Below are 22,083 nucleotides of genomic sequence, written 5' to 3'. Positions count from 1 at the left end.
TCACTCGAACATCAGTTCCCAACTCTCCCACCTCCACCATAGACCATTCCGGGACCGTTATCGAACACTCGTACGACATCCGTTCGGCCGCCTCCCACCTGCGCAAACACTCGCCGACCCGGACGGTGGGGGCATGACGCAGACCCCCGGCGCCGGCACTCCCCACCCCTCCTTCCTGGCCGAGGTGAAGGACGCCGTCACCCCCCGGGCCACGATCCTGGTGACCGGCACGGTGGTCCTCGCCCTGCTCTTCATCGCCTCCTATGTGGGCGCCCTCCACGACCCGAAACCCAAGAACGTGCCCTTGGGAGTAGTGGCCCCCGAGGTGGCCGCCCAGCAGACGGTGGACCGACTGCAGAACCTGCCAGGCGACCCGCTGGACCCCCGCGCCCTGCCCGACGTGGAGACGGCCCGCGACCAGATCCTGGACCGGGAGATCGACGGCGCCCTGGTGATCGACCCGACCACCACCACGGACACCCTCCTGGTGGCCACCGGAGGCGGCAGAGCACTGGCCGCCACCCTGGAGTCCCTGGTGGCCACCCTGGAAAGGTCCGAGGCCCGCACCCTCCGCGTTGTCGACGTGGCCCCTGCGGACCGCCACGACGCCAACGGCCTGACCTCCTTCTACGTGACCGTGGGCTGGTGCGTCGGCGGCTACCTCTGCGCGTCGATCATCACGATCAGCTCGGGCGCCCGCCGCCCCACCCTGAGACGCTCGGTGATCCGCCTCATCGTCATGGCCCTGGTGGCCGCCGTGGCCGGCCTGGGCGGCGCCCTGATCGTCGGCCCCATCCTGGGCGCACTGCCCGGCAGCATCGCCGCCCTCTGGGGCGTGGGCACCCTGATCGTCTTCGCCGTGGGCGCGGCCACCTTCGCCTTTCAGGCCGTCTTCGGCATGGCCGGAATCGGCTTGGTGATCCTGATCGTGGTGATCCTGGGCAACCCGAGCGCGGGTGGAGCCCTGCCACCCCCACTGCTCCCCCCGTTCTGGCACGACATCGGCCCGGCCCTACCCCCCGGCGCGGGCACCTGGACAACCCGCTCGGTCGCCTACTTCAACGGCAACGACACGACCGGCTCCCTGCTGGTCCTCTCGGCCTGGGCGGTAGCAGGAGCGGCGATCACCCTCTTGGCGGCGGCGCTTCGAGGCAAGGACCGAACGCCAAAGGAACCTGCCGCACCGGGCCCGACGGCGACTGCAACTCCGTAGGGGCTGATCGCGCAGTTCCCCGCGCCCCTAAAAGAAGGGCGTTGCAGTGGGCCTGCGCCGCGACGTGACCGCACCCGTCACAACCGTTGCGCAGTTCCCCGCGCCCCTACGGAGTTGCAGTCGCCCACGGCGGTGAGGGGACGTGCCGGGGGGTGTCCGCCCGCAGCGGCGGGCGTCAAGACACAGCACCCTTCTAAGTGAGGGCAACCGCCCGACCGAGGACGGACACCCCCCGGCACGGCCCCGACCCACAAAGCACCCACAGGCGCTACGCAAGCCCCCACCCGGCGCAACGGGCCGCCGCAGGCATCACGAACGCGAAAGCCCCGCCCCCACAACCAGGGACGGGACTCCGCAAAGCTACGTACGTCAGCCGATCTCGGTACCCGTGGCAGACAGCGCCTCGGTCACCGGCTGGAAGAACGTCTCCCCACCGGCGGTGCAGTCACCACTACCGCCGGAGGTGAGCCCGATCGCCTTGTCACCGGAGAACAGCGAACCACCACTGTCACCCGGCTCGGCGCACACGTCGGTCTGGATCAGCCCGTTGACGATGTCACCGTTGCCGTAGTTCACGGTGGCGTCGAGCCCGGTCACCTTGCCGTCGTGCACCTGCGTGGTCGACCCGCTACGAGTGACCTCCATACCGACGGTGGCCTCCGCGGCCCCACTGATCGCCTGCGTGGACCCGTTGTAGAGGTTCACCTCACTCGGGTGCTCGACCTCGGCCGTGTACTTGACCAGCCCGTAGTCGTTGTCCGGGAAGCTGGACGACTCGTTCGACCCGATCTGCGTCCCGCTGGAGTCCGACCAGTCCTTGATGCTCTCGGTGCAGTGCCCGGCGGTCAGGAAGAACGGCTCGCCGCCCTTGACCACGTTGAAGCCGAGCGAGCAACGCCCGCTGCCACCGGTGATCGCGTCACCACCCGCGATGAAGGGCTTGTACTCCCCCTTCGACCGCTTCAGTTCCGCCTTGGCGCCCAGCCCGTCGACGACCTTGCCGAGCTTGGCCCACTCGGCGTCGGACACCGTACGGTCGGCGGTGACGACGACTCTGTTCGTCGCCGGGTCCGTCACCCAGGCCGTACCGGGAATCGTCGCGTCCTGCTTCAGCGTCGTACGCGCGCTCTTCAACTCGGCCAGCGAGTTCTCGACGACCCGCGCCTTGGCGCCGGCCGCCTCGACGGCGTCCGCGGCGGCCTCGTCGAGCACGTTCACCACGAGGCTCTTGGCCTGCGTGTCGTAGTACGAGCCCGCGGCATCGCCGCCCAGGTCCTTGACCAGCGTCGAGGCGAGCTTTCCGGCCGCGGAGACCGACAGGGTCTTCGGCGCGGAAGTCTCGGGCGTCTCGCTGGCGTTCGCAGTCTGCAAGGTCACGCCCGCGGCAACCAGCGCGGCGATACCCGCACCTGCCACGGCTGCCCGTCGCTTGGGTATGCGTCGGTGCTTCAACTCACGTCCTCCTGTGGGGGGGTCGGCCCGAGAGGTTGTGGGGACCTCGCCGGACCGGAAGGCGTACGGCCACGGGGACGGCTCACAACAAAAGCCGCGTCCGCGCCGGTTGAACAAGGTTCACTATTCCTAGGTTCGAAGGGAGCACACAAGGTCGACTTCCGGACGCGCGTAGAACACGTTTGCACGCCCCCGCTGTCTTGACCGTGCACAGTCACGCACGCTCTCTTCGCTCAGCAAACACCGCAAGCGAGCGAAGCATAAGCAGTGCGTGAGGTCTACTCCTGTCTCAAAATCGACACATCCGGCTCCGGATCCAAACGAGCTTCACCGGAGGGAAGTTCGTCCTGAACGGTCCGGGATTCAACAGGCGCCGCCCGCTGCGCGTCACCACCCGACCCCTGGCCGGGGACCGCAACCTGCGCCCCTTTCTCCAGAAATCGCAGCAATTCCACCGGAATCGGCAGCACCAGCGTGGAGTTCTTCTCGGCCGCCACCGCCATCACCGTCTGAAGCAGCCGCAACTGAAGGGCCGCCGGCGCGTCGGACATCTGATGCGCGGCCTCCGCGAGCTTCTTCGAGGCCTGGAGCTCGGCGTCGGCGTTGATGACCCGCGCCCGCCGCTCCCGGTCGGCCTCGGCCTGCCGCGCCATCGACCGCTTCATGGTCTCGGGCAGGGAGACGTCCTTGATCTCCACCCGGTCGATCGTCACGCCCCACTCGACCGCCGGGCTGTCGATCATCAACTCCAGCCCTTGATTGAGCCTTTCGCGGCTGGACAGCAGATCGTCCAGCTCGCTCTTGCCGATGATGGACCGCAACGAGGTCTGCGCCATCTGCGAGACCGCGAACCGGTAGTCCTCCACCCGTACGACCGCCTCGGCCGGCGCGGTCACCTTGAAGTAGACGACGGCGTCGACCCGCACGGTCACATTGTCCCGGGTGATGCCCTCCTGCGCGGGAATGGGCATCGTCACGATCTGCATGTTCACTTTGCGCAGCTTGTCGACGCCCGGCACGATCATCGTGAACCCGGGCCCGCGCACTTCGGGCCGGAGCTTCCCCAGGCGGAAGACCACGCCCCGTTCGTACTGCTTGACGACCCGCGCGGCCGCCGCGACATAGACCAGCCCGGCGGACGCGAGCGTCACTCCCGCCGCCACCAGCTCCTCGACCATCACCGACCCCCAGGGTCCGACGTGGGCGCATTACAGCGGAGTACTGCCTGTACGTCGACGGTAACCCCGCCACCGGAGCAAGGGCGAGCCCCCGCACGGCAGTTGCCGTGCGGGGGCTCGCTTGCTGCTGGCTGCGGCGGGACCGAACAGATCCGGACCGGGACTCAGTAGACGCTGACGCCGTACGCGCTCAGGGCCTCGGTGACCGGCTGGAAGAAGGTCGTACCGCCGGAGGAGCAGTTGCCGCTGCCGCCGGAGGTCAGACCGTACGCGGTGCCGTTGCTGCCGTAGAGCGAACCGCCGGAGTCACCGGGCTCGGCGCAGACCGTGGTCTGGATCAGCCCGCCGACGACGTCGCCGCCGCCGTAGTTGACGGTGGCGTTCAGGGCGGTGACACGGCCGCTGTGCGTGCCGGTGGTGGAGCCGTCACGGATGACGGTGGTGCCCACGCTGGGCGTGGCCGCGCGGGTGATGTCCACGCCGTTCGCGGTACCGGGCCGGCTGACGGAACCGGAGTAGCGCACGATGCCGTAGTCGTTGCCCGGGAAGCTGGAGCCGGCGGTCGAGCCGATGACCGAGGTGTGGCCGGAGTTGGACCACCAGGTGCCCGCACCGTCGGTGCAGTGGCCGGCCGTCAGGAAGTACTGGTTACCGCTGCTGTCCTGGACGTTGAAGCCGAGCGAGCAGCGCCAGCTACTCGCATAGATGGCGTCGCCGCCCTGGATGAACTTGCTGAACTTGCCGGGGACGCTCTTGATGGTGAGCGCGTCGGCGTTCGCCCCGGCCTGTTCCTTGATCTTCGCGATCTCCGCCTTGGAAACCGTGCTGTCCACGGTCACCGTGACGCGGTTGGTCTTGCTGTCGACGGACCAGGCGGTGCCCGGGACGTCGGCCTTCAGCACGGAGCCGCTTGCGCTCTTGAGCTGGGCGGCACTGAAGGTGGCGGGAGTCTCCGCGGCGGTCGCGTTGGGGATCGCGATCGCGGCCGCGGCAACGAGGCCGGTGGAAACGGCGATCAGCCGGGTCCGTCTCGTGATGCCGCTGCGGGGGGTGGTGCGCTTGATCCTCACTTTTCGTTCCCTCCAAGGGAAGTCGGGGGCCCGCGTGGGGTCGGGGCCCGGTGAGGCGCAGTCAGTGGGCTGCTGTCCGGATTCCGAACATGCCGTGCCCCTGACAAGCGCTGAGGGGAGTATTCGGTCGAACGGCCGGTCGGCACAAGGGCGCCTTTCGGCCGTCAACTTTTGAACCATCTGTGTGAGTTGGCCGCTCCTGCCCCGGTCAGAGCCGGTCAGAGCCACTCGGCGCAGCTTGCGCCCACCCGGCCGACAGCGAGGTCGGACGTGTTGCCAGGTGGCGCAAAGGAACGCACGGATTGGTCGGCGGAGGCAGGGAGCGGCAACATGACGCGGTTGAGCCCGTACGGCACGGTCCCCGTGTCAGGGATGTCCGGAAGTAGCCGCCATCTACGCGCGGCGTTCAGCAGCCGTCGCAGGGGCAGCAGCAGTCGCACCCGTCGCAGTCGCAGTCACGGCAGCAGCCCTCGCGCTTCTTGCGGGACCACGGGCCCTCGTACTCCTTGGCGCAGCACAGCTTGCAGGTGCAGCACAGCAGCCAGAACATCCCGCAGCCGGCCCAGAACCCACGCCGCTTCGGCGGCTGAGGGGCCGGCCCACCGCCGAACCCGCCGAAACCTCCGAAGTCACCGCCACCGCCACCACTTCCACCGGCGCCACCGCCGGGCGCGCCTCCGCCCCCGGCATACGGGTTCCCGCCGGCGTACGGATTCCCGCCCCCGGCGTACGGATTCTGCGGCGCGCCGTACGGCCCGGGCTGCTGCGGCGGCTGTCCATAGGGTCCGGGCTGCCCCGGCTGATGCGACGCGTGCGAGGCATGGGACCCACAGGTCGGCACCGTGCCGAACGCCCGGTCCACCGAGCGCCGCAGCTCGTGCACCAGCAGAAGGTGGGCGAGTCCCGGATCCGTGAACTCCACCTCGCGCAGCGCCAGCCGCACCCCGTGCACGGCGTCGTCGGCGAGCCGGCGCGCCTCGGCGAGCGAGGTCCCGGTCGCGGTGAGGGGGTTCCACGCACCCGCCTCGGCGTCGGCCGCCCGGTCCTCCACGGCGTCCAGGAGGTGGGCCAGCCGCCCGAACATGCGCCCGACCTCGGCCAGCGGCTCGGCGTTGCCCGGCCGTCCTGCCAGGATCGCGGTGTGCGCGAAGGCCGCGGCGGTCGCGGTCTCGGTCGGCTCGGTCACGGTGAGCACCGAGGTGCCGAGCCCGGCCAGCGTCTCGATGCCGACCTGCCGGTCCACGGCGTCGACGAGTACGGCGGTGTCGAACCCGACGGCCGAGCCGCCACGGGCACCCGCCGCGCCCCAGCCGGCGGCCACCCGGCGCGCGGCGAGCGCCACCGGCTTACGGGCCAGCAGCCCGTCCCCGTCGGTGACATGGTCACGGACCTTGGCCGAGGCGAGCACCAGCGAGACGGCGGCGGCGAGCCGGGCGCCCTCACCCTGTGCGACGGACGCGGTTCGCATCCCGCGCAGCGGGCAGGGTCCTGCTGTACGCCGCAGTCCGCCGGCATTCTCCGCCTGAGCTTCCGTCAGGACGGAGATGAGAAGCCCGTCGTAATTGGTGACGATCCGAGCGAACTGACCGTGGTCCCCGCGCAACGAGAGGCACAACCCGCACAAATGCGCCATCCACTGGCCCGTGAGGTTCTCTCCGAGCCGATGACGACAGGGCCTGACGATTCCGAACACGACGCTCCCCCGAGGTTCTTACGACGCATCTACGACGCTGAGCTGCCGCATCGTACCGGCCGTCGTGTCGTTCGCCACGGACGGCTCGTTCACCCGTACGCACCCCGCCTCACCCATACGCCGCGAAGAATCATATTTCACTCACAGTCAGCAGCCGTACGTGGCATGCCCCTTGGGGGACACGGGCTCTCGACGTATTCGCTGTGCACCAGTACCGTCACAAACCCCCCGCGCGGCGTCTATCCACTTGGCGCGACGTCCGCATCATGGATGACCATAGGGATGCGGAAGGCAACAGAGACCGCTGTGAGAGGAGGCGTCCATGGGATCGGTACGCAAGGCGAGCGCCTGGCTGGGCCTCGTCGACGACAACGATGACGAGCGTTACTACGACGACGACTACTCCGAAGGGACCGAGCCCGGGGAGGCCTGGGTCACCGACCCGCGGGTCAAGGTGGCCACGGACGTGGCGGAGGAGAAGGGCCGCCGGATCGGCACGGTCACTCCGGACAGCTTCCGGGACGCCCGCGCCATCGGCGAGCTGTTCCGGGACGGGGTCCCGGTCATCATGAACCTCACGGCCATGGAGCCGGCCGACGCCAAGCGTGTCGTCGACTTCGCGGCGGGGCTCATCTTCGGTCTGCGCGGTTCGATCGACCGGGTGTCCAACCGGGTGTTCCTGCTGACGCCGGCCGACACGGAGATCATCAGCGGCGAGCGGGCGGCTCACCGCGAGGACGGCTTCTACAACCAGAGCTGAGGCAGGGCCGTTCACCGGCCCTGCCCCCTGGTGGGTCAGCGGAAGGCGTCGAGCCCGGTGAGCGCCTTGCCCAGCACGAGCTGGTGCATCTCGACGGTGCCCTCGTAGGTGAGCACCGATTCGAGGTTGGTCGCGTGCCGCATCACCGGGTATTCGAGCGAGATCCCGTTGGCACCGAGAATCGTCCGCGACGTACGGCAGATGTCGATGGCCTCGCGGACGTTGTTCAGCTTGCCGAAGCTGACCTGTTCCGGACGCAGTCGACCGGCGTCCATCCGCCGCCCCAGATGGTGGGCGAGCAGGATCCCCTTGTGCAGTTCGAGCGCCATGTCGGCGAGCTTGGCCTGGGTGAGCTGGAAGCCCCCGATCGGCCGGCCGAACTGCTCCCGCGTCTTCGCGTAGTCCACGGCGGCCTCGAAACAGGACCGCGCCGCGCCCATGGCGCCCCACACGATCCCGTACCGGGCGTGCGAGAGACAGCTGAGCGGCCCCTTGAGCCCGACGACCTCCGGCAGCACCGCGTCGGCCGGCAGCCGTACGTCGTCCATCACGAGCTCACTGGTGACGGAGGCCCGCAGCGACAGCTTGTGCTTGATCTCCGGCGCGGAGAACCCTGCGCTGTCGGCCGGCACGACGAACCCGCGGATGCCCTCGTCGGTCTGCGCCCACACGACGGCGACACCGGACACGGACCCGTTGGTGATCCACATCTTCCGCCCGTTGAGGACCCAGTCGGAGCCGTCGCGCTTGGCGTACGTCCGCATGGAGCCGGGGTCGGACCCGTGGTCGGGCTCGGTCAGCCCGAAGCAGCCGATGACCTCGCCGGAGGCCATACGGGGCAGCCACGTCTGCTTCTGCTCCTCGCTGCCGAAGCGGTGAATGGCGTACATGGCGAGGGACCCCTGCACGGACACCAGGGACCGGATCCCGGAGTCGGCGGCCTCCAGCTCCAGACAGGCGAGCCCGTACTGCACGGCGGAGGCGCCGGCGCACCCGTACCCCTCCAGGGACATCCCGAGGGCACCGATCTCCCCGAGCTCCCGCGCGAGCTCCCGGATCCCCGGCAGCTCGCCCTTCTCGTACCACTCGGCGACATACGGCAGGACCCGATCCGCCGCCCATGCCCGCACGGTGCCCCGCACGGCCAGATCCTCGGGCTCCAGGAGATCGTCGACACCGAGCGGATCAGCGGGATCGAACGGGGGCAACTTCGAGGACGCGGACATGGAAGACCCTCCGGCAACGAATTAAACTAGCGCCGCTAGTCACGACTGTGAGCCAGACGCTACGACGCAGTCTCGCGCACGTCCAGTGCGTGACGATGCACCTGCCTGCGGGAGCAGGCCGGGTCAGGCGGAGACGCGGGTCTCCGCGACTTCCCTCGGCTTCGGCAGCTCCACACTCTCCGCATCTGCCTCGCACTGCATGGTCCGCGGCAACCGCAACGCCATCGCGGCCCCGAGCAGCAGCAGCCCCGCGCTGACGAGCAACGTCACATGCAGCCCGTGCACGAACGCGTTCCGCGCCGCGTGCTGAAGCGCCGCCCCCGCCGACCCACCGAGCTGCCCGGCGACCTCGTACGCCTCCCCCAACGAGTGCGAGGCGGCCGTGGAGGCCGAATCCGGCACGCCCGACACCGCCGACAGCCCGGGGGCGTACGCCGCGTTCATCACGCTGCCCAGCAACGCGATGCCGATACCGGCGCCCAGCTGGTACGACGTCTCCCCGATCGCCGCCGCCCCACCGGCCTGCTCCTGCGGAGCCTCGCTCAGCATCGACTCGTACGCCCCGAAGAGCGTCGTCTCAAGGCCGAAGCCCAGCAACACGAACCCGACCAGCAGCAGCCCGGGGTTGTCCTCGCCGCCCATGGCGGTCAGCACGACCACCGCGAGCGCCGTGAGACAGAACCCGGCGCACACCATCCGCCGCGGCCCGAACCGCCGCAGCATCCGCGCCCCCGCGAGCCCGGACGCCATCGCCGCGAAGGTCAGCGGCAGCAGCCGCAGCCCGGTCTCCAGCGGCGACAGACCGAGCACGAGCTGCAGATACTGCGCCGCGATCAGCTCCAGGCCGACGAGCGCGAGCATCGCCAGCACGATGCACCCGACGGACGTACTGAACGCGGGGCGCGCGAACATCTTGAGGTCGACCAGCGGATACGTCCGCCGCCGCTGCCGCCGTACGAAGAGGATCAGCATCGCCGCGCCGACCACCAGCGGCACCAGGGTGAACAGGCTGGCCACCGGCTCCCCGCCGCCGAGCCGCTTGACGCCGAGGACGACGCCGAACAGACCGGCCGCCGCGAGCAGCGCGCCGATCACGTCCCAGGGGCCCTTGTGGTCGCCCTTCGACTCGGGCAGCAGCAGCCGGCCCACCGGAAGGCTGACCAGCATCAGCGGGATGTTGACGAGGAAGACCGAGCCCCACCAGAAGTGCTCGAGGAGGAAGCCGCCGAGCAGCGGTCCGACCGCCGCGCCGACCGCGGCCACCGCGCTCCAGATGCCGATGGCGAGGGCGCGCTCGCGCCGGTCCGGGAAGACCTGGCGCAGGATCGACAGGGTCGCGGGCATGATCATCGCGCCGCCGACCCCGAGCAGGGCGCGGGCCAGGATCAGCACCTGTGGGTCGTGTGCGAGGGCCGCGAGGCCGGAGGCGAGGCCGAAGAGGCCGTACCCGAGGAGCAGGACGCGTCTGCGGCCGACCCGGTCACCGAGCGTGCCGAAGAGGATCAGCAGCGAGGCGCAGACGAGCGGGTAGATGTCGACGATCCAGAGCAGTTCTATCGCGCCGGGGCGAAGGTCCTCGGTGACGGCCGGCACAGCCACATGCAGCACGGTCGCGTCGACGGCGACCAGCAGCAGGCTGACGCAGAGGACTACGAGGACGACCCAGCGGTTGGCACCGGCCCCGGCCGCCCGACGGCGCAGCGCAGCGGCAGCCGTGGTCGTCCCGGACATGTACGTACCTCCCAGATGTTCCCTCGCCCTCGGCGGGCACACGGGGTGGGGACTCCCCGCGACTCTGCCGGAGAGGAGCGGTGGTCTCCGGCCCGCGCAACCAGGGCGAGTGACTCGTCAGGGTACGCGAGTCCAGGTCCGGGCCGAGTGGCGGACCTCTCAGACTGCACACGATCGCGTGTGGCGTACGCCACACGCACCCGGCCGCGGCCGGTGAGCCCCAGGAGAATTCCACCCAAGGATTCGGTGAACGAATTCATAAGCGGTGAAAAACGAACCAACAGAATGATCAAAGGAATTGAAGGATGCAGCCGCGGATGATTACGGATTCCTTGGAAATAAACCGCCCCCTGAGAGGAATCCCACATCACATCGTCATCACAAAGCCGTGGAATCGCCCTTGAACTGCGCTCACTCGCTGTAACGTCGATTGGGTGCGTACCGAACGAAAGCTGACCCGTCTGGACCGGGTCTTCGCCAGGCTGGACCGGGAACCGGAACGTCCGGCCCACATCGATGTGCCGCGGATGACCCGGCACAGGATCGTGCTCTTCTCCGCGACCCTGGCCTTCTACGGGGCCATCGTGTGGGCCGTAGTCATCACCTCGTGGCTCGTCCGGCTCGACTGGCAGGTCATGTTCTTCCGCCCCTACCAGCAGTGGGCGGAGATCCACGCGTTCGTCGACTACTACGTGGTGCTCGGCCAGCGCGGCCCGACCGCCGTGATGGTCGCGGCCTGGCTGGGCTGGCGCTCGTGGCGGCAGCACACCCTGCGTCCGCTGCTCGCGCTCGGCGTCTCGCTGCTGCTGCTGAACATCACCGTCGGTGCCGCCAAGATCGGCATGGGCCGGCTCGGCCCGCACTACGCGACCACCATCGGCTCGAACGAGATGGGCCTGGGCGGCGATATATTTCCCAGCGGCCACACCGCCAACGCCGTGGTGACCTGGGGAATCCTGGCCTATCTGGCCTCGACCCCGAGAGCGCGCCGCTGGCTGTCGGCCCTGTCGGCGGTGACCTCGCTGGGCGTGGGTCTGTCCACCGTCTACCTCGGTACGCACTGGTTGAGCGACGTGCTGCTCGGCTGGGCCGCCGGTCTGCTGATCCTGCTCGCCCTGCCGTGGTTCGAGCCGCTGATCGCCCGCTCCGAGGCCTGGCTGTTCGCCCTGCGCGACCGCTTGCGCGCCCGCCGGGCCGGCGCCCTGCCCGCGACCGCCCCGGTCCCGGTCGAGGCTCCGGTGCTGCTCAAGCCGCGTCCCACGGCCTCCGGCGACGAGGCCGCGGCGCGCGAGGCGTCGCCGCCGGCCCGGTCGCCACGGGCGCCGGTGTACCTCGCTCCGGGCCCGCACACGGCCCGTGGGGAGCGCACGCCGGTCACCCCGGCCGGCAGCCGCCGCCCGCCGCACACGGACCGCATCGGCCGCGGGGGCACCCCGACGGCCCGACCCCTGACGGGCGGCTGACCCGCCCCGTACGGCGCGGTCCGGTACGCACGACCGACCGCACGGCGACGGCCCCGGTTCCCGAGCAGGAACCGGGGCCGTCGCCGTGTGTCAGCCCTTCCAGGCCCGCGCCACCTGGCCGTCCTTCACCTCGAAGTTCAGCCGTCCCACGCGGTACTCCATGGTGATGATCGCCCCCGGCGGCAGCGAACGCACCGTGCTCCAACCGCGTTCGCGGGCGAGCCGCTCGGCCCCGTCGGCGTCGAGTCCGACATACGCATCCGGGTTGTCCTGGGGATCTGCGGGGGGTTTCGGAATGGGTGCCATGCGGCCAACGCTAGGGCCTCGCCGAGGGATCGGGCCAGTGCGGAGGGTGAACCTTTGTAGCGGCCATCCGAGGGCACACGTCCCTCCGGGGTCACGCTTTTGTCACAGAATCACGACACGCGTTTCGGTCACTCCGACATCGACGGACTGTCACACGGACGAGGGATTCTCTGGGCCTTCCGCAGGCATTCGATCGTAATTCCCGCGTGTCGCGCGGACCGGTCCGATAGCGCGGCGGAAAAGTTCCCGGAGAACTGTCCGCGGACTCCTTTTCCCCTCGATTCCGCGCGGGCCACGGGAGCCGGCACCGCACAGAAAGTACATGGTTCCACCACAGGACCTCCGTACGCCCCCTGTCGGAGCGCTGTCGACGCGAGCATCATGTCGTGAGCTCGCGTCGGCGCGTGCGACGCGGGCTTCAGCGGGCCCGGGACGCGACGAGCGAAGGGGCGAGCGAGCGATGGGGACGCAGACCGCAGAGGCGACGGCACGACCCGTGCGGAGCAGGCCGCCGGGCGGCCGCGTGGTCGTCGACTGGCTGACCACGACCGACCACAAGAAGATCGGTCACCTCTACCTGATCACCTCGTTCATGTTCTTCCTGGCCGGCGGCGCCATGGCCCTGGTGATGCGGGCCGAGCTCGCCCGCCCCGGGATGCAGATCGTCAGCAACGAGCAGTTCAACCAGCTGTTCACCATGCACGGCACGATCATGCTGCTGCTCTTCGCGACCCCGACCTTCGCGGGCTTCGCCAATGAGCTGATGCCGCTCCAGATCGGCTCCCCGGACGTCGCCTTCCCGCGGCTGAACATGCTCTCGTACTGGCTGTTCCTGTTCGGCGGCCTGATCGTGATGGGCTCGCTGATCGTGCCGGACGGGCCCGCCTCCTACGGCTGGTTCGCCTACGCGCCCCTCAACAGCCTGGAGCGCTCCCCCGGCATCGGCCCCGACCTGTGGATCATGGGCCTGGCGCTGGCCGGCTTCGGCACGATCCTCGGCGCGGTCAACTTCATCACCACCATCATCGGGATGCGCGCCCCCGGCATGACGATGTTCCGGATGCCGATCTTCGTGTGGAACACCCTGTTCACGTCGATCCTGATCCTGATGGCGTTCCCGGTCCTGGCGGCGTCCCTGCTCGTGCTGGAGGCCGACCGCCGGTTCGGCACGGTGGTGTTCGAGGCGGCCAACGGCGGGGCGCTGCTGTGGCAGCACCTGTTCTGGTTCTTCGGGCATCCCGAGGTGTACATCATCGCGCTGCCGTTCTTCGGCATCATCACGGAGATCATCCCGGTCTTCAGCCGCAAGCCGATCTTCGGCTATCTGACGCTGGTCGGGGCGACGATGGCGATCACCGGTCTGTCGATCGTGGTGTGGGCGCACCACATGTTCGTCACCGGCGCGGTGCTGCTGCCGTACTTCTCCTTCATGAGCTTCCTGATCGCCGTCCCGACGGGCGTGAAGTTCTTCAACTGGTCCGGGACCATGATCAAGGGCTCGCTGTCCTTCGAGACACCGATGCTGTGGGCGACGGGCTTCCTGGTGACGTTCCTCTTCGGCGGTCTGACCGGGGTGATCCTGGCGTCGCCACCGATGGACTTCCACGTCTCCGACTCGTACTTCGTGGTCGCCCACTTCCACTACGTCGTCTTCGGCACGGTCGTCTTCGCGATCTTCGCCGGGTTCCACTTCTGGTGGCCGAAGTTCACCGGGAAGATGCTCGACGAGCGGCTCGGCAAGATGCACTTCTGGACGCTGTTCGTCGGCTTCCACACCACGTTCCTGGTGCAGCACTGGCTGGGCGCGGAGGGCATGCCGCGGCGGTACGCGGACTATCTCGCGGCCGACGGCTTCACCACGCTGAACACCATCTCCACGATCGGCGCGTTCCTGCTGGGCCTGTCGACGCTGCCGTTCCTCTACAACGTCTGGCGGACCGCCAAGTACGGCAGGAAGGTCGAGGTCGACGACCCCTGGGGCTACGGCCGCTCCCTGGAGTGGGCGACCTCCTGCCCGCCCCCGCGGCACAACTTCACGACGCTGCCGAAGGTCCGCTCGGAGTCCCCGGCGTTCGATCTGCACCATCCGCAGCACGCGCTGGAGGCTCCGCAGCCCGAGCCAAAGAGCGAGCAAGCCGGCTCTGAGCCGTCCTGATCGTCTCGACCAGTTCGGCCGGCTCCAGGACCTCGAACTCGAAGCCCATCAGCATCACATGGATCACCATCACGTCGAGGCTCCCGGCGCCGGTGCGCAGCAGGCAGCTGTCCGGTCCCTCCGCCTCCAGCTGCCCTGCCGTGGGCGAGACCCTCTCGGCCGCCTCCGCCAGGGGCACCAGCAGCCGGACGACGGCCTGCGCGGCGTACGCGCGCGTGGAGACGCCCCGGGAGACGTACGCGGCGAGGTCCTCGGCGGGCGGTGTGCGCGGGGCGAAGCGGGGGCCGTGCGGCGGCTTCGGGATGACGCGGTCGACGCGGAACGTACGCCAGTCCTCGCGGTCGAGGTCCCAGGCGACCAGGTACCAGCGGCGCTCGCTGCACACCAGGCGGTGCGGTTCGACGCTGCGGCGGGTGGACGCGCCCTCGTGGTCGCGGTACTCGAACCTGAGGCGCTCTGAGTCCCGGCACAGGTTGGCGAGTTCGGTGAGGACGGCCGGGTCGACGGCGGAGGGCTGGGGGCCGCGCAGCATCGGCACGGTGAAGGCGTTCAGGGCGCTCACACGGCGGCGCAGCCGGTTCGGCAGGACCTGTTCCAGCTTGGCGAGGGCGCGTACGGACGTCTCGCCGATGCCCTCGATGCCCTGCCCTGCGGCGGTGCGCAGTCCGACGGCGACGGCGACCGCCTCGTCGTCGTCCAGCAGCAGGGGCGGGAGCTCGGCGCCGGCGCCCAGCTGGTAGCCGCCTCCCGTGCCGGGGCTGGCGTTGACGGGGTAGCCCAGTTCACGCAGCCGGTCGACGTCGCGGCGGACGGTGCGCGGGGTGACGCCGAGGCGGCCGGCGAGTTCGGCGCCGGACCAGTCGCGATGGGCCTGGAGGAGGGAGAGCAGCCGCAGGAGTCGTGCGGATGTGTCCAGCATGTGGCGCCTAACAGCTCGGAAGTGCGGATTTCGCGGGCGAGTGCGGGTCCATGGTGGCTGATCGCGCAGTTCCCCGCGCCCCTGAGGGGGATGCCGGTAATCGGCATTCGACGCTCAGGTTCCCCTGCCGGGTCTCGTAGGGGACCCGGGAGGCGTGCGGGTGCACGTCCATGGCGCCCGACGCCACCCGGTGGTCCGACTCCTCCTCCGTCACGCTGGCGTACGCGTCCCAGTGGCCCTCCAGGAGGGACACGCTGCTGGGCAGCGCCGCCCGCAGGCGGCCCTTCGTCGCCGGAGCGAGGGGCAGGGTGACCTCCTCCGGGCCCTCGCGGTGACGCAGGACCAGATGGGCCGTGTCGGGCGCCCCGGTCGCGCTGACGTCGAAGGTCAGCCCGCCGGCCGAGTCCGCTATGCAGTCGGCGCGCAGGGGTACGGCGTGCGACACGGGGGTCATGCGCTGGGGTTCCTCCTCGGTCTCTCCGCTTCGTGGGTTGGACCGGCGAACCGGCTGTTCGGTTGCCCCTCAGGGCCGATACGGCAGCTGCGGGACCTCGAAGCACGTGTCGTTCATGTCTCCCTGGGACACCCAGCCCCTGCCGTCCGTCCAGCGGGCCACCGACAGACAGGTGCGGCGGCTCTTCGGCGGCTCGGGCAGCCGCTCGAACCGGACCGGGATCAGCAGGCCGCCGGCGGTGTAGCCCTGGCTGTGGTTCATGTGGTCGTCGACGCACGCGCGCGTGACGCCCTTCGGCGCGCAGGCCTTCGCCGCGTCCGTGAACCACTTCGCCGCCGCCCAGCCCTCCAGCTGCCACTGGGAATGGCTGTCCAGTCCCTCGGTGGCGTCCCGGAACTCGCGTACGGCGTCCTGGCCGGTGTCCTCGAAGTTGCGGGACGACCCGGTCGCCCACAGGGCGTTGCGGCAGCGCGGGGCGTCCTTGTAGTCCTCGGCGACGGTGGACGTCCAGTTCTGTACGTTCGTCACCTTGGCGGTGACGTCGGCGCCGACGTCGTCCATCGCCTCGCACAGCCGGGCGTTGCCGTGCGTGTCGATGGCGTCGAAGACGAGGTCGGCGCCCTGCTCCTTCAGGTCGGCGGCCACCGCGCGGAAGTTGGGCAGCGCGAAGTCGACCTGTTCGGTGACGACCTTGTAGCCCTCGGCCTTCAGTCCCCGTTCGACGAGCCGGGCGTAGGCGGCCGACGCGGGCTGGTTGTAGGAGACGACGGCGGCCGTCCGGGCGCCGTGCTCGCGTTTGAAGTAGCGGTAGACCTCCGTTCCGCCGTACTGCTCGCCGTCCCAGCCGGTGGTGCCGTCACGGGGCGCGAGGCTGCCGTAGATGCCGTACAGGTGCGGCCAGGTGTCGTAGGCGGCTCCGATGGGCTGGCCGCCGATGTCGGGCACGCGCGCGTGCGAGACGCGCGAGGCGCCCGCGTAGTCGAGGGCGGTGGTGGCGACGAGGGCGACGACCTTGTCCTCGTCGATCAGCCGGTGCACGCACTCGTTGTTGCCGATGCCGCTGCCGCCGTCGTCGCACAGGCGCACCTCGACGCGGCGGCCGTCGATGCCGCCGCGCGCGTTGAGGCGGTCGAAGAACGCCTTGGCGCCGTCGCGCGGACCGGTGAAGGCGTTGCCGCCGACGGGGCTGGTGGCACTGGTGATGACGCCGACGCGGATCGGGGTGCGGTCCCGGGCCGGCTCCGAAGGGCTGCCACGGTCCCGGTGTTCGAAGTCGCTCTCCGGCAACCGGCTGCCGCACGCCGTACCCAGTGTCAGCAGCAGCACGGCGATCGCCGCCTCAGCACCCCGGGATCGGTGACCCATTGCCGCTCAACTGGACCAGCGCGCACAGGGTCTTGGCGGACACCTTCCAGGTGCCGTCCTGCTCGACCGCGGTTCCGGAGGCGTTGGGCAGGGCGGTGGCGCCCTTGAGGGTCAGGTCGTAGGTCACGTCCGCCTCGGTGGGCGAGGTGAACTCGATCTTGGAGACCTGCGCCTCGACCTGTCCGCCGCGCTCGTCGCCGCTGAACGCCTGGAGGACCGGCGCCATCCGCGCGCCGTTCTCCAGGACGGTCTGCTTGTCCTCGAGAGAGGTCTTGGGGTCGAAGAACTTCTGCCAGTTCTGCTTGATCTCGGTCTCGGCCGCCCCCGCGTCGGCGGGCGCCGTCGCGGCCGGTGACTGCCGGGTCTGCTCCACGGTCGGAGTCGGCGGTGTCTCGCTGCTCCCGCCGCCCTCGTCGTCGCTGCACGCCGCGAGGGCCGGGCCGAGGGAGAGGAGCAGGGCGGCCGCCAGTGCCGTCCCCCGCCGCCTGCGTGTTCCGTGTCGCCTGAGGTCGCTCCCGAGAACCATCTGGCTCACCACCGGGTGTCGATCCGGGCCGTGTGCGCCCGGTGCTTTCAGGGTCAGCTTGCAGGAGGCATAGTGCAAGCCATTGGCTGACATGGACAGGCACATGCGCAGAAACCCCGTGTGCGTGCACACAAACCCGACGTGTGGGAGCCAGCGATGCGGACAGCCCGACTGCGGACCGTGCACCCCGTCCTGTGGGCCGGCTGGGCCGCGCTCGCGGCCGGCGCGGTGCTGTGCGTCATCGGCTGGTACGGCGTCTCCGGCGAGCGGTTCGCCGAGCGCCAGCTGCCGTATCTGGCGTCCTGCACGGTGCCCGGCGCCGCGCTGATCGTCGCCGGGGCGGTCCTGCTGACCCATGGCCGGGGCGCCCTCGCCGCCACGCGCGTGGAGGAGCTGTACGGCCTTCTGGTGGCTGCGGAGCCCGCCGACGCCGAGGAGGCCGGGCAGGACGCCGCGGCGCCTCTGGCGGTCAGCGGGGACCTGCTGATGGTGCCCGGCGGCACGCTCTGGCACCGGGCGGACTGCCCGCTGGTCGCCGGGAAGGCGGAGGCCGTCCCTGTCGATGCCAAGCTGGTGAGGAGCGGTGAACTGGGCCCGTGCCCGATCTGTGAGCCCGCCGAAGCGGATGACTGATGTCCTCGCTGACGTACGACCTCACGCTGGCCGGTCTCTCGGTCGGCAGCGCCGCCGCGCTCACCGGGATCGGCCTGGTCGTGACGTACCGCTCGACGGGCGTGCTGAACTTCGCGCACGGGGCGATCGCGATGGTGTGCGCGTACGCGCTGCGCCAGTTCGTGGTGGAGTGGGGCTGGCCGCTGTGGGCGGGCGCGACGGTGACGCTGCTGGTCCTGGCGCCCGGCATCGGGATGCTGCTGGAACGGTTCGTCTTCCGGCCGCTGTCCGTCCTGGGCGGTGACCCGGCGCAGACCCTGGTCGCGTCCATCGGGGTGTTCGTGCTGCTCGTGGGGGGTGCGGCGCTGCTGTGGGGGCAGGGGGCGCGGGACGACGCGCCGGAGCTGGTGTCGGCGGACCCCTGGGGGCAGCTCGCGGTGGCGCTGGTGCTTGCGGCCGCGGTCGGCGTGGTGATCCGCTGGACCCGTTTCGGCCGGGAACTGCGGGCCGTGGTCGACGACCGGCAGCTCGCCGTCCTCGGGGGCATCGACGCCGACCGGGTCGCGGCGGCGGGCTGGGCGTTCGGCTCGTTCACGGCGGGCCTGACGGGCGTCCTGCTCGCCCCGTACGTGCGCCTGGACCCGTACGGCCTGCCGCTGCTGGTGATGGAGGTCGTCGCGGTCGCGGTGGTCGCGCGGATGCGCAGTCTGCCGGTCGCGGTGCTGACGGCGCTGGCGATCGGTGTCGCGCAGAGCCAGCTGACCCGGCTGCATCCGTCGGGCTGGGGCGCGCCGCTGCTCCAGGCCGTCGGCACGAACCTCTTCGTCGTGGCCCTGCTGATCGCGGCCCTGGTCATGCCGAGCGTGGGCACACGCGACGCGCTCCCGCGCACGGCCGGCGCGCGCGTGCCGACCCCTCCGGGCGCCTGGATCGTGGCGATCGTCCTCTTCCTGCTCCCGCTCGGCTTCGCGGGCTCGGACCTGCACACGTCGGTGCAGGTGCCGGCGCTGGGCGTGGTGCTGCTGTCCCTGGTCGTCGTCACGGGCCGCGGCGGCCAGATCTCCCTCGGACAGGCGGCCTACGCGGGCCTGGGCGCCCTGTTCACGGCCCTGCTGGCGGCCGGCCGCTTCCCGGGCCTGCCCCGCCTGCCGGAGCTCGCCGCACTGGCCCTTGCGGTCGTCCTGGTGGCCCCGCTGGGCCTCCTGACGGGCTGGCCGGCGATCAGCCGCCGCGGCCTCGCACTGGCCCTGGCCACCTTCGCGGTCGGCGTCGGCGTGAGCCGCTTCGTGTTCGCCCAGCCGTACGCGATCGCGGGCCTTTCCCTCGGCCGCCCGGCGGGCTTCGAGGGCGACCGCGCGTACTACGTCCTGGAACTCGCCCTCCTCGCGGCGGCCCTGCTGGCGACCTGGCTGCTGCGCCGGGGCCGCACGGGCCGGGCCCTGGCGGCGATGCGGGACCACGAGTCCGGGGCGTCGGCGGCGGGCGTCCAGGTGCCATCGCTCAAGCTCCTGGCCTTCGTGTCGGGCGCCGCCCTGGCCGCCCTCGGCGGCGGCATGCTCGGCATGGGCCTGCGCGCCTTCGACCCCGCCGCCTACGACCCGGTCCGCGGCCTGCTCTGGTTCGCCGCGGTCGTGGTCCTGGGCGCCGACAGCACCCTGGGCGCCCTGGCGGCCGCGGCCCTCCTGGTCGGCCTGGACGCGGGCGCCCGCGGCGGCGTGGCAGCAGCGCTCATCGGCGTACTGGCAGTCCTGGTGGGCCGCTTCCCTGCAGGCCCGTACGAGGCCCTCCGCTCGGCAACGACCCGCCTGCGCCCGGGCCGAGGAGCCCGACTGACGGAACAGGGCGCACGGGTACGGCGTCTACTGCGCCCTGCGGGGCCGGAACCCGCTCCGAGCCCGACGTTGACGGGCCTGACCGCTTCGACCGCACACCGAACGCCACGAGCGCCCGAGGCCGCCGCCGACGCTCAGGCCCCACCCGCGCCCGACGACGAGACCCCCACCCCTGCGCCCGTCCTCACCACCCACAATCTCCAGGCCCGCTACGACGGATTCACCGCCCTCCAGGACATCACCCTCACCGTCCCGCCCGCCCACATCACCGCCGTCGTCGGTCCCAACGGCGCGGGAAAGAGCACCCTGTTCCACTGCCTGGCCGGCACCCACCGCCCCGCACAGGGCCAAGTCCGCCTGGGCACCCGCGACATCACCCACCTCGCCGCCCACGCCCGCACCCGCCTCGGCATCGCCCGCACCTTCCAGCAACTGGCCGTGTTCCCCTCCCTGACCGTCGCCGAGAACGTGCGCGTGGGTGCCGAACAGGGCAGGCTCCAGGACCCGTCGGCCGTGGAGAGGTCCCTCAGACTCCTAGGCCTGGACGGCCCCGTACGCTCCCTGCCCGCCGCGGACCTCCCCACCGGCACCCTCAGACGCGTCGAGTTGGCCCGCGCCCTCGCCGGCGCCCCCCGTGTCCTGCTGCTCGACGAACCCGCCGCCGGCCTGGACACGGCGGAAGTCACCGCGCTCGCCCGCATCCTGAAGGCCCTCGCCGCGGACGGCATGGCCCTGCTGGTCGTGGAACACGACCTCGACCTGGTCGTCGACCTCGCCGACACCGTGCACGTCATGACGGCTGGCCGCATCGTCGCCTCCGGCCCGCCCGGCCGCGTACTCGACGTACTCGACACGGCAGGCACCGGGGAGGCCCCCGCATGACGACCATCTCGCTGCGCCACGCGCGCGTGCGCTACGGCCCCTTGGAGGCCCTGCACGGCGTCACGGTCGCCGCCGCGGGCCCCGGCCTCACCGTCCTGCTGGGACGCAACGGATCAGGGCGTACGACAGCGTTGCGCGCACTGGCCGGAACGGTACGGCTGTCCGCGGGCGCGGTGGTGTGGGACGGCGTCGACGTGACCCGGATGCCCGCCCACGAGCGGGCCCGCCGCGGACTGTGCCTGGTCCCCGAGCGGCAGGCGGTCTTCGGCTCCCTCACGGTGCGCGAGAACCTCGAACTGGCGTCCCGGTCGTACGGCGTCGCCCTGGACGCCTACCCGCCGCTGGAACCCCTCCTCGCGCGCCGCGCGGGCACGCTGTCGGGCGGCGAGCAGCGCATGCTGGCGCTCTCCCGCGCCCTGCTGGCACGCGCGCGTGTGGTCCTCGTGGACGAGCCGGCGCAGGGCATGTCGCCCCCGGTCGCCGCCCGTACGTACGAGTTGCTGAGCGGCCTCGACGCGTGCGTTGTCGTCGCCGAGCAACGACTGCCGCCCGGCCTGCGGGGCCGGGCGGCAGTCGTTCACGAACTGCGGCGGGGCGCTGTCGTGTTCAGCGGAGAGGCGGGCGAGTACGAGAGCCGGGCAGCGCGGCGTTCAGCCTCGCGCCCCTCGGCATGATCAGCAGGCCGGGCGCGAGGCGGTTCTTGGTGACTTCGGGCGCGAGGCGGTTCTTGGTGACTTCGGCCTGGGGCTTCTCCAGCTTCATACGGCCCTTGAGCCCGTACCGCCTGGAGCAGTGCGGCCAGGCCCCCCAGCCCTGCACCTCCACGACCTTGCGGGCGATGTGGATCTGCTCGGTGCGCTTGGCGAGGTCCGCGCGCGGGGCGTACTTCAGCCCGCCGAAGGCCTCCCAGGTCGACTGCGAGAACTGAAGCCCGCCGAAGTGGCCGTTGCCGGTGTTGATGTGCCAGTCCCCGCCGCTCTCGCACTTGGCGACACAGCCCCAGGGCCAATGACTCTTGGCACAGGCCAGGGACGCGGGTTTGGGAGGCGGACCGGAGGCCGGTAGCGGAGACGCCACCTGGGGCGCGTACGTGGCGTGCGACGCGCCCGGGCTGACGGCGGTCAACAGGGCGGTGGCCAGGGCGATCGTGAGCGGTGCGTATTTCATATCAGCACGCTAGGCAGCTTATTGCCGACGACCGGTGCGGCGCGTCCGACGACGACGAGTGCCCCACCCGGTCGGCGGA

The 22,083-nt window shown here is 70.7% G+C and carries 18 protein-coding genes and 1 pseudogene; 7 read left to right on the top strand and 12 right to left on the bottom strand.

Going from position 1 to position 22,083, the window contains the following annotated elements:
- The first annotated feature begins 133 nt into the window (after positions 1-133).
- Positions 134-1,213 carry an ABC transporter permease gene (locus CP983_RS34210; protein ID WP_150503885.1) on the top strand — a complete coding sequence of 360 codons (1,080 nt, stop codon included), beginning with the start codon at positions 134-136 and terminating at the stop codon, positions 1,211-1,213.
- A gap of 369 nt (positions 1,214-1,582) precedes the next feature.
- Here CP983_RS34210 and CP983_RS34205 read toward each other — a convergent pair whose 3' ends face one another.
- The 4 genes from CP983_RS34205 to CP983_RS34190 form a co-directional block, all read right to left on the bottom strand.
- Positions 1,583-2,665 carry a S1 family peptidase gene (locus CP983_RS34205; protein ID WP_107909165.1) on the bottom strand — a complete coding sequence of 361 codons (1,083 nt, stop codon included), beginning with the start codon at positions 2,663-2,665 and terminating at the stop codon, positions 1,583-1,585.
- Positions 2,666-2,943: 278 nt separating this feature from the next.
- Positions 2,944-3,843 (bottom strand): slipin family protein, encoded by a 900-nt coding sequence (locus CP983_RS34200; protein WP_107909164.1) that lies wholly within the window; start codon positions 3,841-3,843, stop codon positions 2,944-2,946.
- A gap of 164 nt (positions 3,844-4,007) precedes the next feature.
- Entirely contained in the window at positions 4,008-4,913 is a 906-nt protein-coding gene (locus CP983_RS34195) for a S1 family peptidase (RefSeq protein ID WP_107909163.1), read from the bottom strand.
- 406 nt (positions 4,914-5,319) lie between these two features.
- Entirely contained in the window at positions 5,320-6,606 is a 1,287-nt protein-coding gene (locus tag CP983_RS34190; protein WP_189748975.1) for a DUF5685 family protein, read from the bottom strand.
- Positions 6,607-6,928: 322 nt separating this feature from the next.
- Between CP983_RS34190 and CP983_RS34185 the strand changes: the two genes are divergently transcribed.
- Positions 6,929-7,366, top strand: a complete 438-nt coding sequence (locus CP983_RS34185) for a cell division protein SepF (RefSeq protein WP_030954768.1) — start codon at positions 6,929-6,931, stop codon at positions 7,364-7,366.
- A 35-nt stretch (positions 7,367-7,401) separates the two neighbouring features.
- Here the strand turns inward: CP983_RS34185 and CP983_RS34180 are convergent, their stop codons facing one another.
- The gene (locus CP983_RS34180; RefSeq protein ID WP_125527906.1) at positions 7,402-8,592 is read right to left on the bottom strand and encodes an acyl-CoA dehydrogenase family protein; all 1,191 of its coding nucleotides are present in this window, start codon (positions 8,590-8,592) and stop codon (positions 7,402-7,404) included.
- Positions 8,593-8,715: 123 nt separating this feature from the next.
- Entirely contained in the window at positions 8,716-10,323 is a 1,608-nt protein-coding gene (locus CP983_RS34175; protein ID WP_150503883.1) for an MFS transporter, read from the bottom strand.
- Positions 10,324-10,757: 434 nt separating this feature from the next.
- Here CP983_RS34175 and CP983_RS34170 point away from each other — a divergent pair, with 434 nt between their 5' ends.
- A complete protein-coding gene (locus CP983_RS34170; protein ID WP_150503881.1) occupies positions 10,758-11,786 on the top strand; it encodes a phosphatase PAP2 family protein in 1,029 nt (342 codons plus the stop codon).
- Between the two features lie 90 nt (positions 11,787-11,876).
- Here the strand turns inward: CP983_RS34170 and CP983_RS34165 are convergent, their stop codons facing one another.
- Positions 11,877-12,092 (bottom strand): I78 family peptidase inhibitor, encoded by a 216-nt coding sequence (locus CP983_RS34165; RefSeq protein WP_107909159.1) that lies wholly within the window; start codon positions 12,090-12,092, stop codon positions 11,877-11,879.
- Between the two features lie 322 nt (positions 12,093-12,414).
- Between CP983_RS34165 and ctaD the strand changes: the two are divergent.
- Positions 12,415-14,127, top strand: a pseudogene (gene ctaD, locus CP983_RS34160) (aa3-type cytochrome oxidase subunit I); the annotation flags it as partial.
- Here ctaD and CP983_RS34155 read toward each other — a convergent pair.
- The 4 genes from CP983_RS34155 to CP983_RS34140 form a co-directional block, all read right to left on the bottom strand.
- A complete protein-coding gene (locus CP983_RS34155; protein ID WP_150503879.1) occupies positions 14,126-15,166 on the bottom strand; it encodes a helix-turn-helix transcriptional regulator in 1,041 nt (346 codons plus the stop codon). The pseudogene ctaD and the gene CP983_RS34155 sit on opposite strands and share 2 nt — an antisense overlap.
- A 7-nt stretch (positions 15,167-15,173) precedes the next feature.
- On the bottom strand, positions 15,174-15,620 hold the full coding sequence (locus tag CP983_RS45110) for a hypothetical protein (RefSeq protein WP_150503878.1): 447 nt from the start codon (positions 15,618-15,620) through the stop codon (positions 15,174-15,176).
- Between the two features lie 69 nt (positions 15,621-15,689).
- Positions 15,690-16,985, bottom strand: coding sequence for an ABC transporter substrate-binding protein (locus CP983_RS34145; protein ID WP_150503876.1), 1,296 nt, complete (start codon positions 16,983-16,985; stop codon positions 15,690-15,692).
- Positions 16,960-17,511: an MTB12 C-terminal domain-containing protein gene (locus tag CP983_RS34140; RefSeq protein ID WP_125527911.1), complete on the bottom strand. Its 552-nt coding sequence runs from the start codon at positions 17,509-17,511 to the stop codon at positions 16,960-16,962. Before CP983_RS34140 ends, CP983_RS34145 begins: the two co-directional genes overlap by 26 nt.
- 156 nt (positions 17,512-17,667) lie before the next feature.
- Here CP983_RS34140 and CP983_RS34135 point away from each other — a divergent pair, with 156 nt between their 5' ends.
- The 3 genes from CP983_RS34135 to CP983_RS34125 are packed head-to-tail and all read left to right on the top strand — an operon-like array spanning position 17,668 to position 21,511.
- On the top strand, positions 17,668-18,144 hold the full coding sequence (locus tag CP983_RS34135; protein WP_107909154.1) for a hypothetical protein: 477 nt from the start codon (positions 17,668-17,670) through the stop codon (positions 18,142-18,144).
- Positions 18,144-20,837 carry an ABC transporter permease subunit gene (locus CP983_RS34130; RefSeq protein ID WP_150503874.1) on the top strand — a complete coding sequence of 898 codons (2,694 nt, stop codon included), beginning with the start codon at positions 18,144-18,146 and terminating at the stop codon, positions 20,835-20,837. The genes CP983_RS34135 and CP983_RS34130 overlap by 1 nt, the downstream gene beginning before the upstream one ends.
- Positions 20,834-21,511 (top strand): ATP-binding cassette domain-containing protein, encoded by a 678-nt coding sequence (locus CP983_RS34125; RefSeq protein WP_150503872.1) that lies wholly within the window; start codon positions 20,834-20,836, stop codon positions 21,509-21,511. Before CP983_RS34130 ends, CP983_RS34125 begins: the two co-directional genes overlap by 4 nt.
- Here the strand turns inward: CP983_RS34125 and CP983_RS34120 are convergent.
- Entirely contained in the window at positions 21,444-22,004 is a 561-nt protein-coding gene (locus tag CP983_RS34120; protein ID WP_150503870.1) for a transglycosylase family protein, read from the bottom strand. The two genes, CP983_RS34125 and CP983_RS34120, sit on opposite strands and share 68 nt — an antisense overlap.
- Positions 22,005-22,083: the final 79 nt, after the last annotated feature.

It is taken from the genome of Streptomyces chartreusis, from assembly GCF_008704715.1.
Classification (GTDB): domain Bacteria; phylum Actinomycetota; class Actinomycetes; order Streptomycetales; family Streptomycetaceae; genus Streptomyces; species Streptomyces chartreusis.
The sequence above is the reverse complement of the archived record's forward strand: the minus strand, read 5'-3'. Positions and strand labels throughout refer to the sequence as shown.

Coding starts and splice junctions, on each gene's coding strand:
- CP983_RS34210 (WP_150503885.1), top strand. CDS start 134: ATGACGCAGACCCCCGGCGCCGGCACTCCCCACCCCTCCTTCCTGGCC.
- CP983_RS34200 (WP_107909164.1), bottom strand. CDS start 3,843: ATGGTCGAGGAGCTGGTGGCGGCGGGAGTGACGCTCGCGTCCGCCGGG.
- CP983_RS34185 (WP_030954768.1), top strand. CDS start 6,929: ATGGGATCGGTACGCAAGGCGAGCGCCTGGCTGGGCCTCGTCGACGAC.
- CP983_RS34180 (WP_125527906.1), bottom strand. CDS start 8,592: ATGTCCGCGTCCTCGAAGTTGCCCCCGTTCGATCCCGCTGATCCGCTC.
- CP983_RS34175 (WP_150503883.1), bottom strand. CDS start 10,323: ATGTCCGGGACGACCACGGCTGCCGCTGCGCTGCGCCGTCGGGCGGCC.
- CP983_RS34165 (WP_107909159.1), bottom strand. CDS start 12,092: ATGGCACCCATTCCGAAACCCCCCGCAGATCCCCAGGACAACCCGGAT.
- CP983_RS34155 (WP_150503879.1), bottom strand. CDS start 15,166: ATGCTGGACACATCCGCACGACTCCTGCGGCTGCTCTCCCTCCTCCAG.
- CP983_RS45110 (WP_150503878.1), bottom strand. CDS start 15,620: ATGACCCCCGTGTCGCACGCCGTACCCCTGCGCGCCGACTGCATAGCG.
- CP983_RS34145 (WP_150503876.1), bottom strand. CDS start 16,985: ATGGGTCACCGATCCCGGGGTGCTGAGGCGGCGATCGCCGTGCTGCTG.
- CP983_RS34140 (WP_125527911.1), bottom strand. CDS start 17,511: ATGGTTCTCGGGAGCGACCTCAGGCGACACGGAACACGCAGGCGGCGG.
- CP983_RS34135 (WP_107909154.1), top strand. CDS start 17,668: ATGCGGACAGCCCGACTGCGGACCGTGCACCCCGTCCTGTGGGCCGGC.
- CP983_RS34130 (WP_150503874.1), top strand. CDS start 18,144: ATGTCCTCGCTGACGTACGACCTCACGCTGGCCGGTCTCTCGGTCGGC.
- CP983_RS34125 (WP_150503872.1), top strand. CDS start 20,834: ATGACGACCATCTCGCTGCGCCACGCGCGCGTGCGCTACGGCCCCTTG.
- CP983_RS34120 (WP_150503870.1), bottom strand. CDS start 22,004: ATGAAATACGCACCGCTCACGATCGCCCTGGCCACCGCCCTGTTGACC.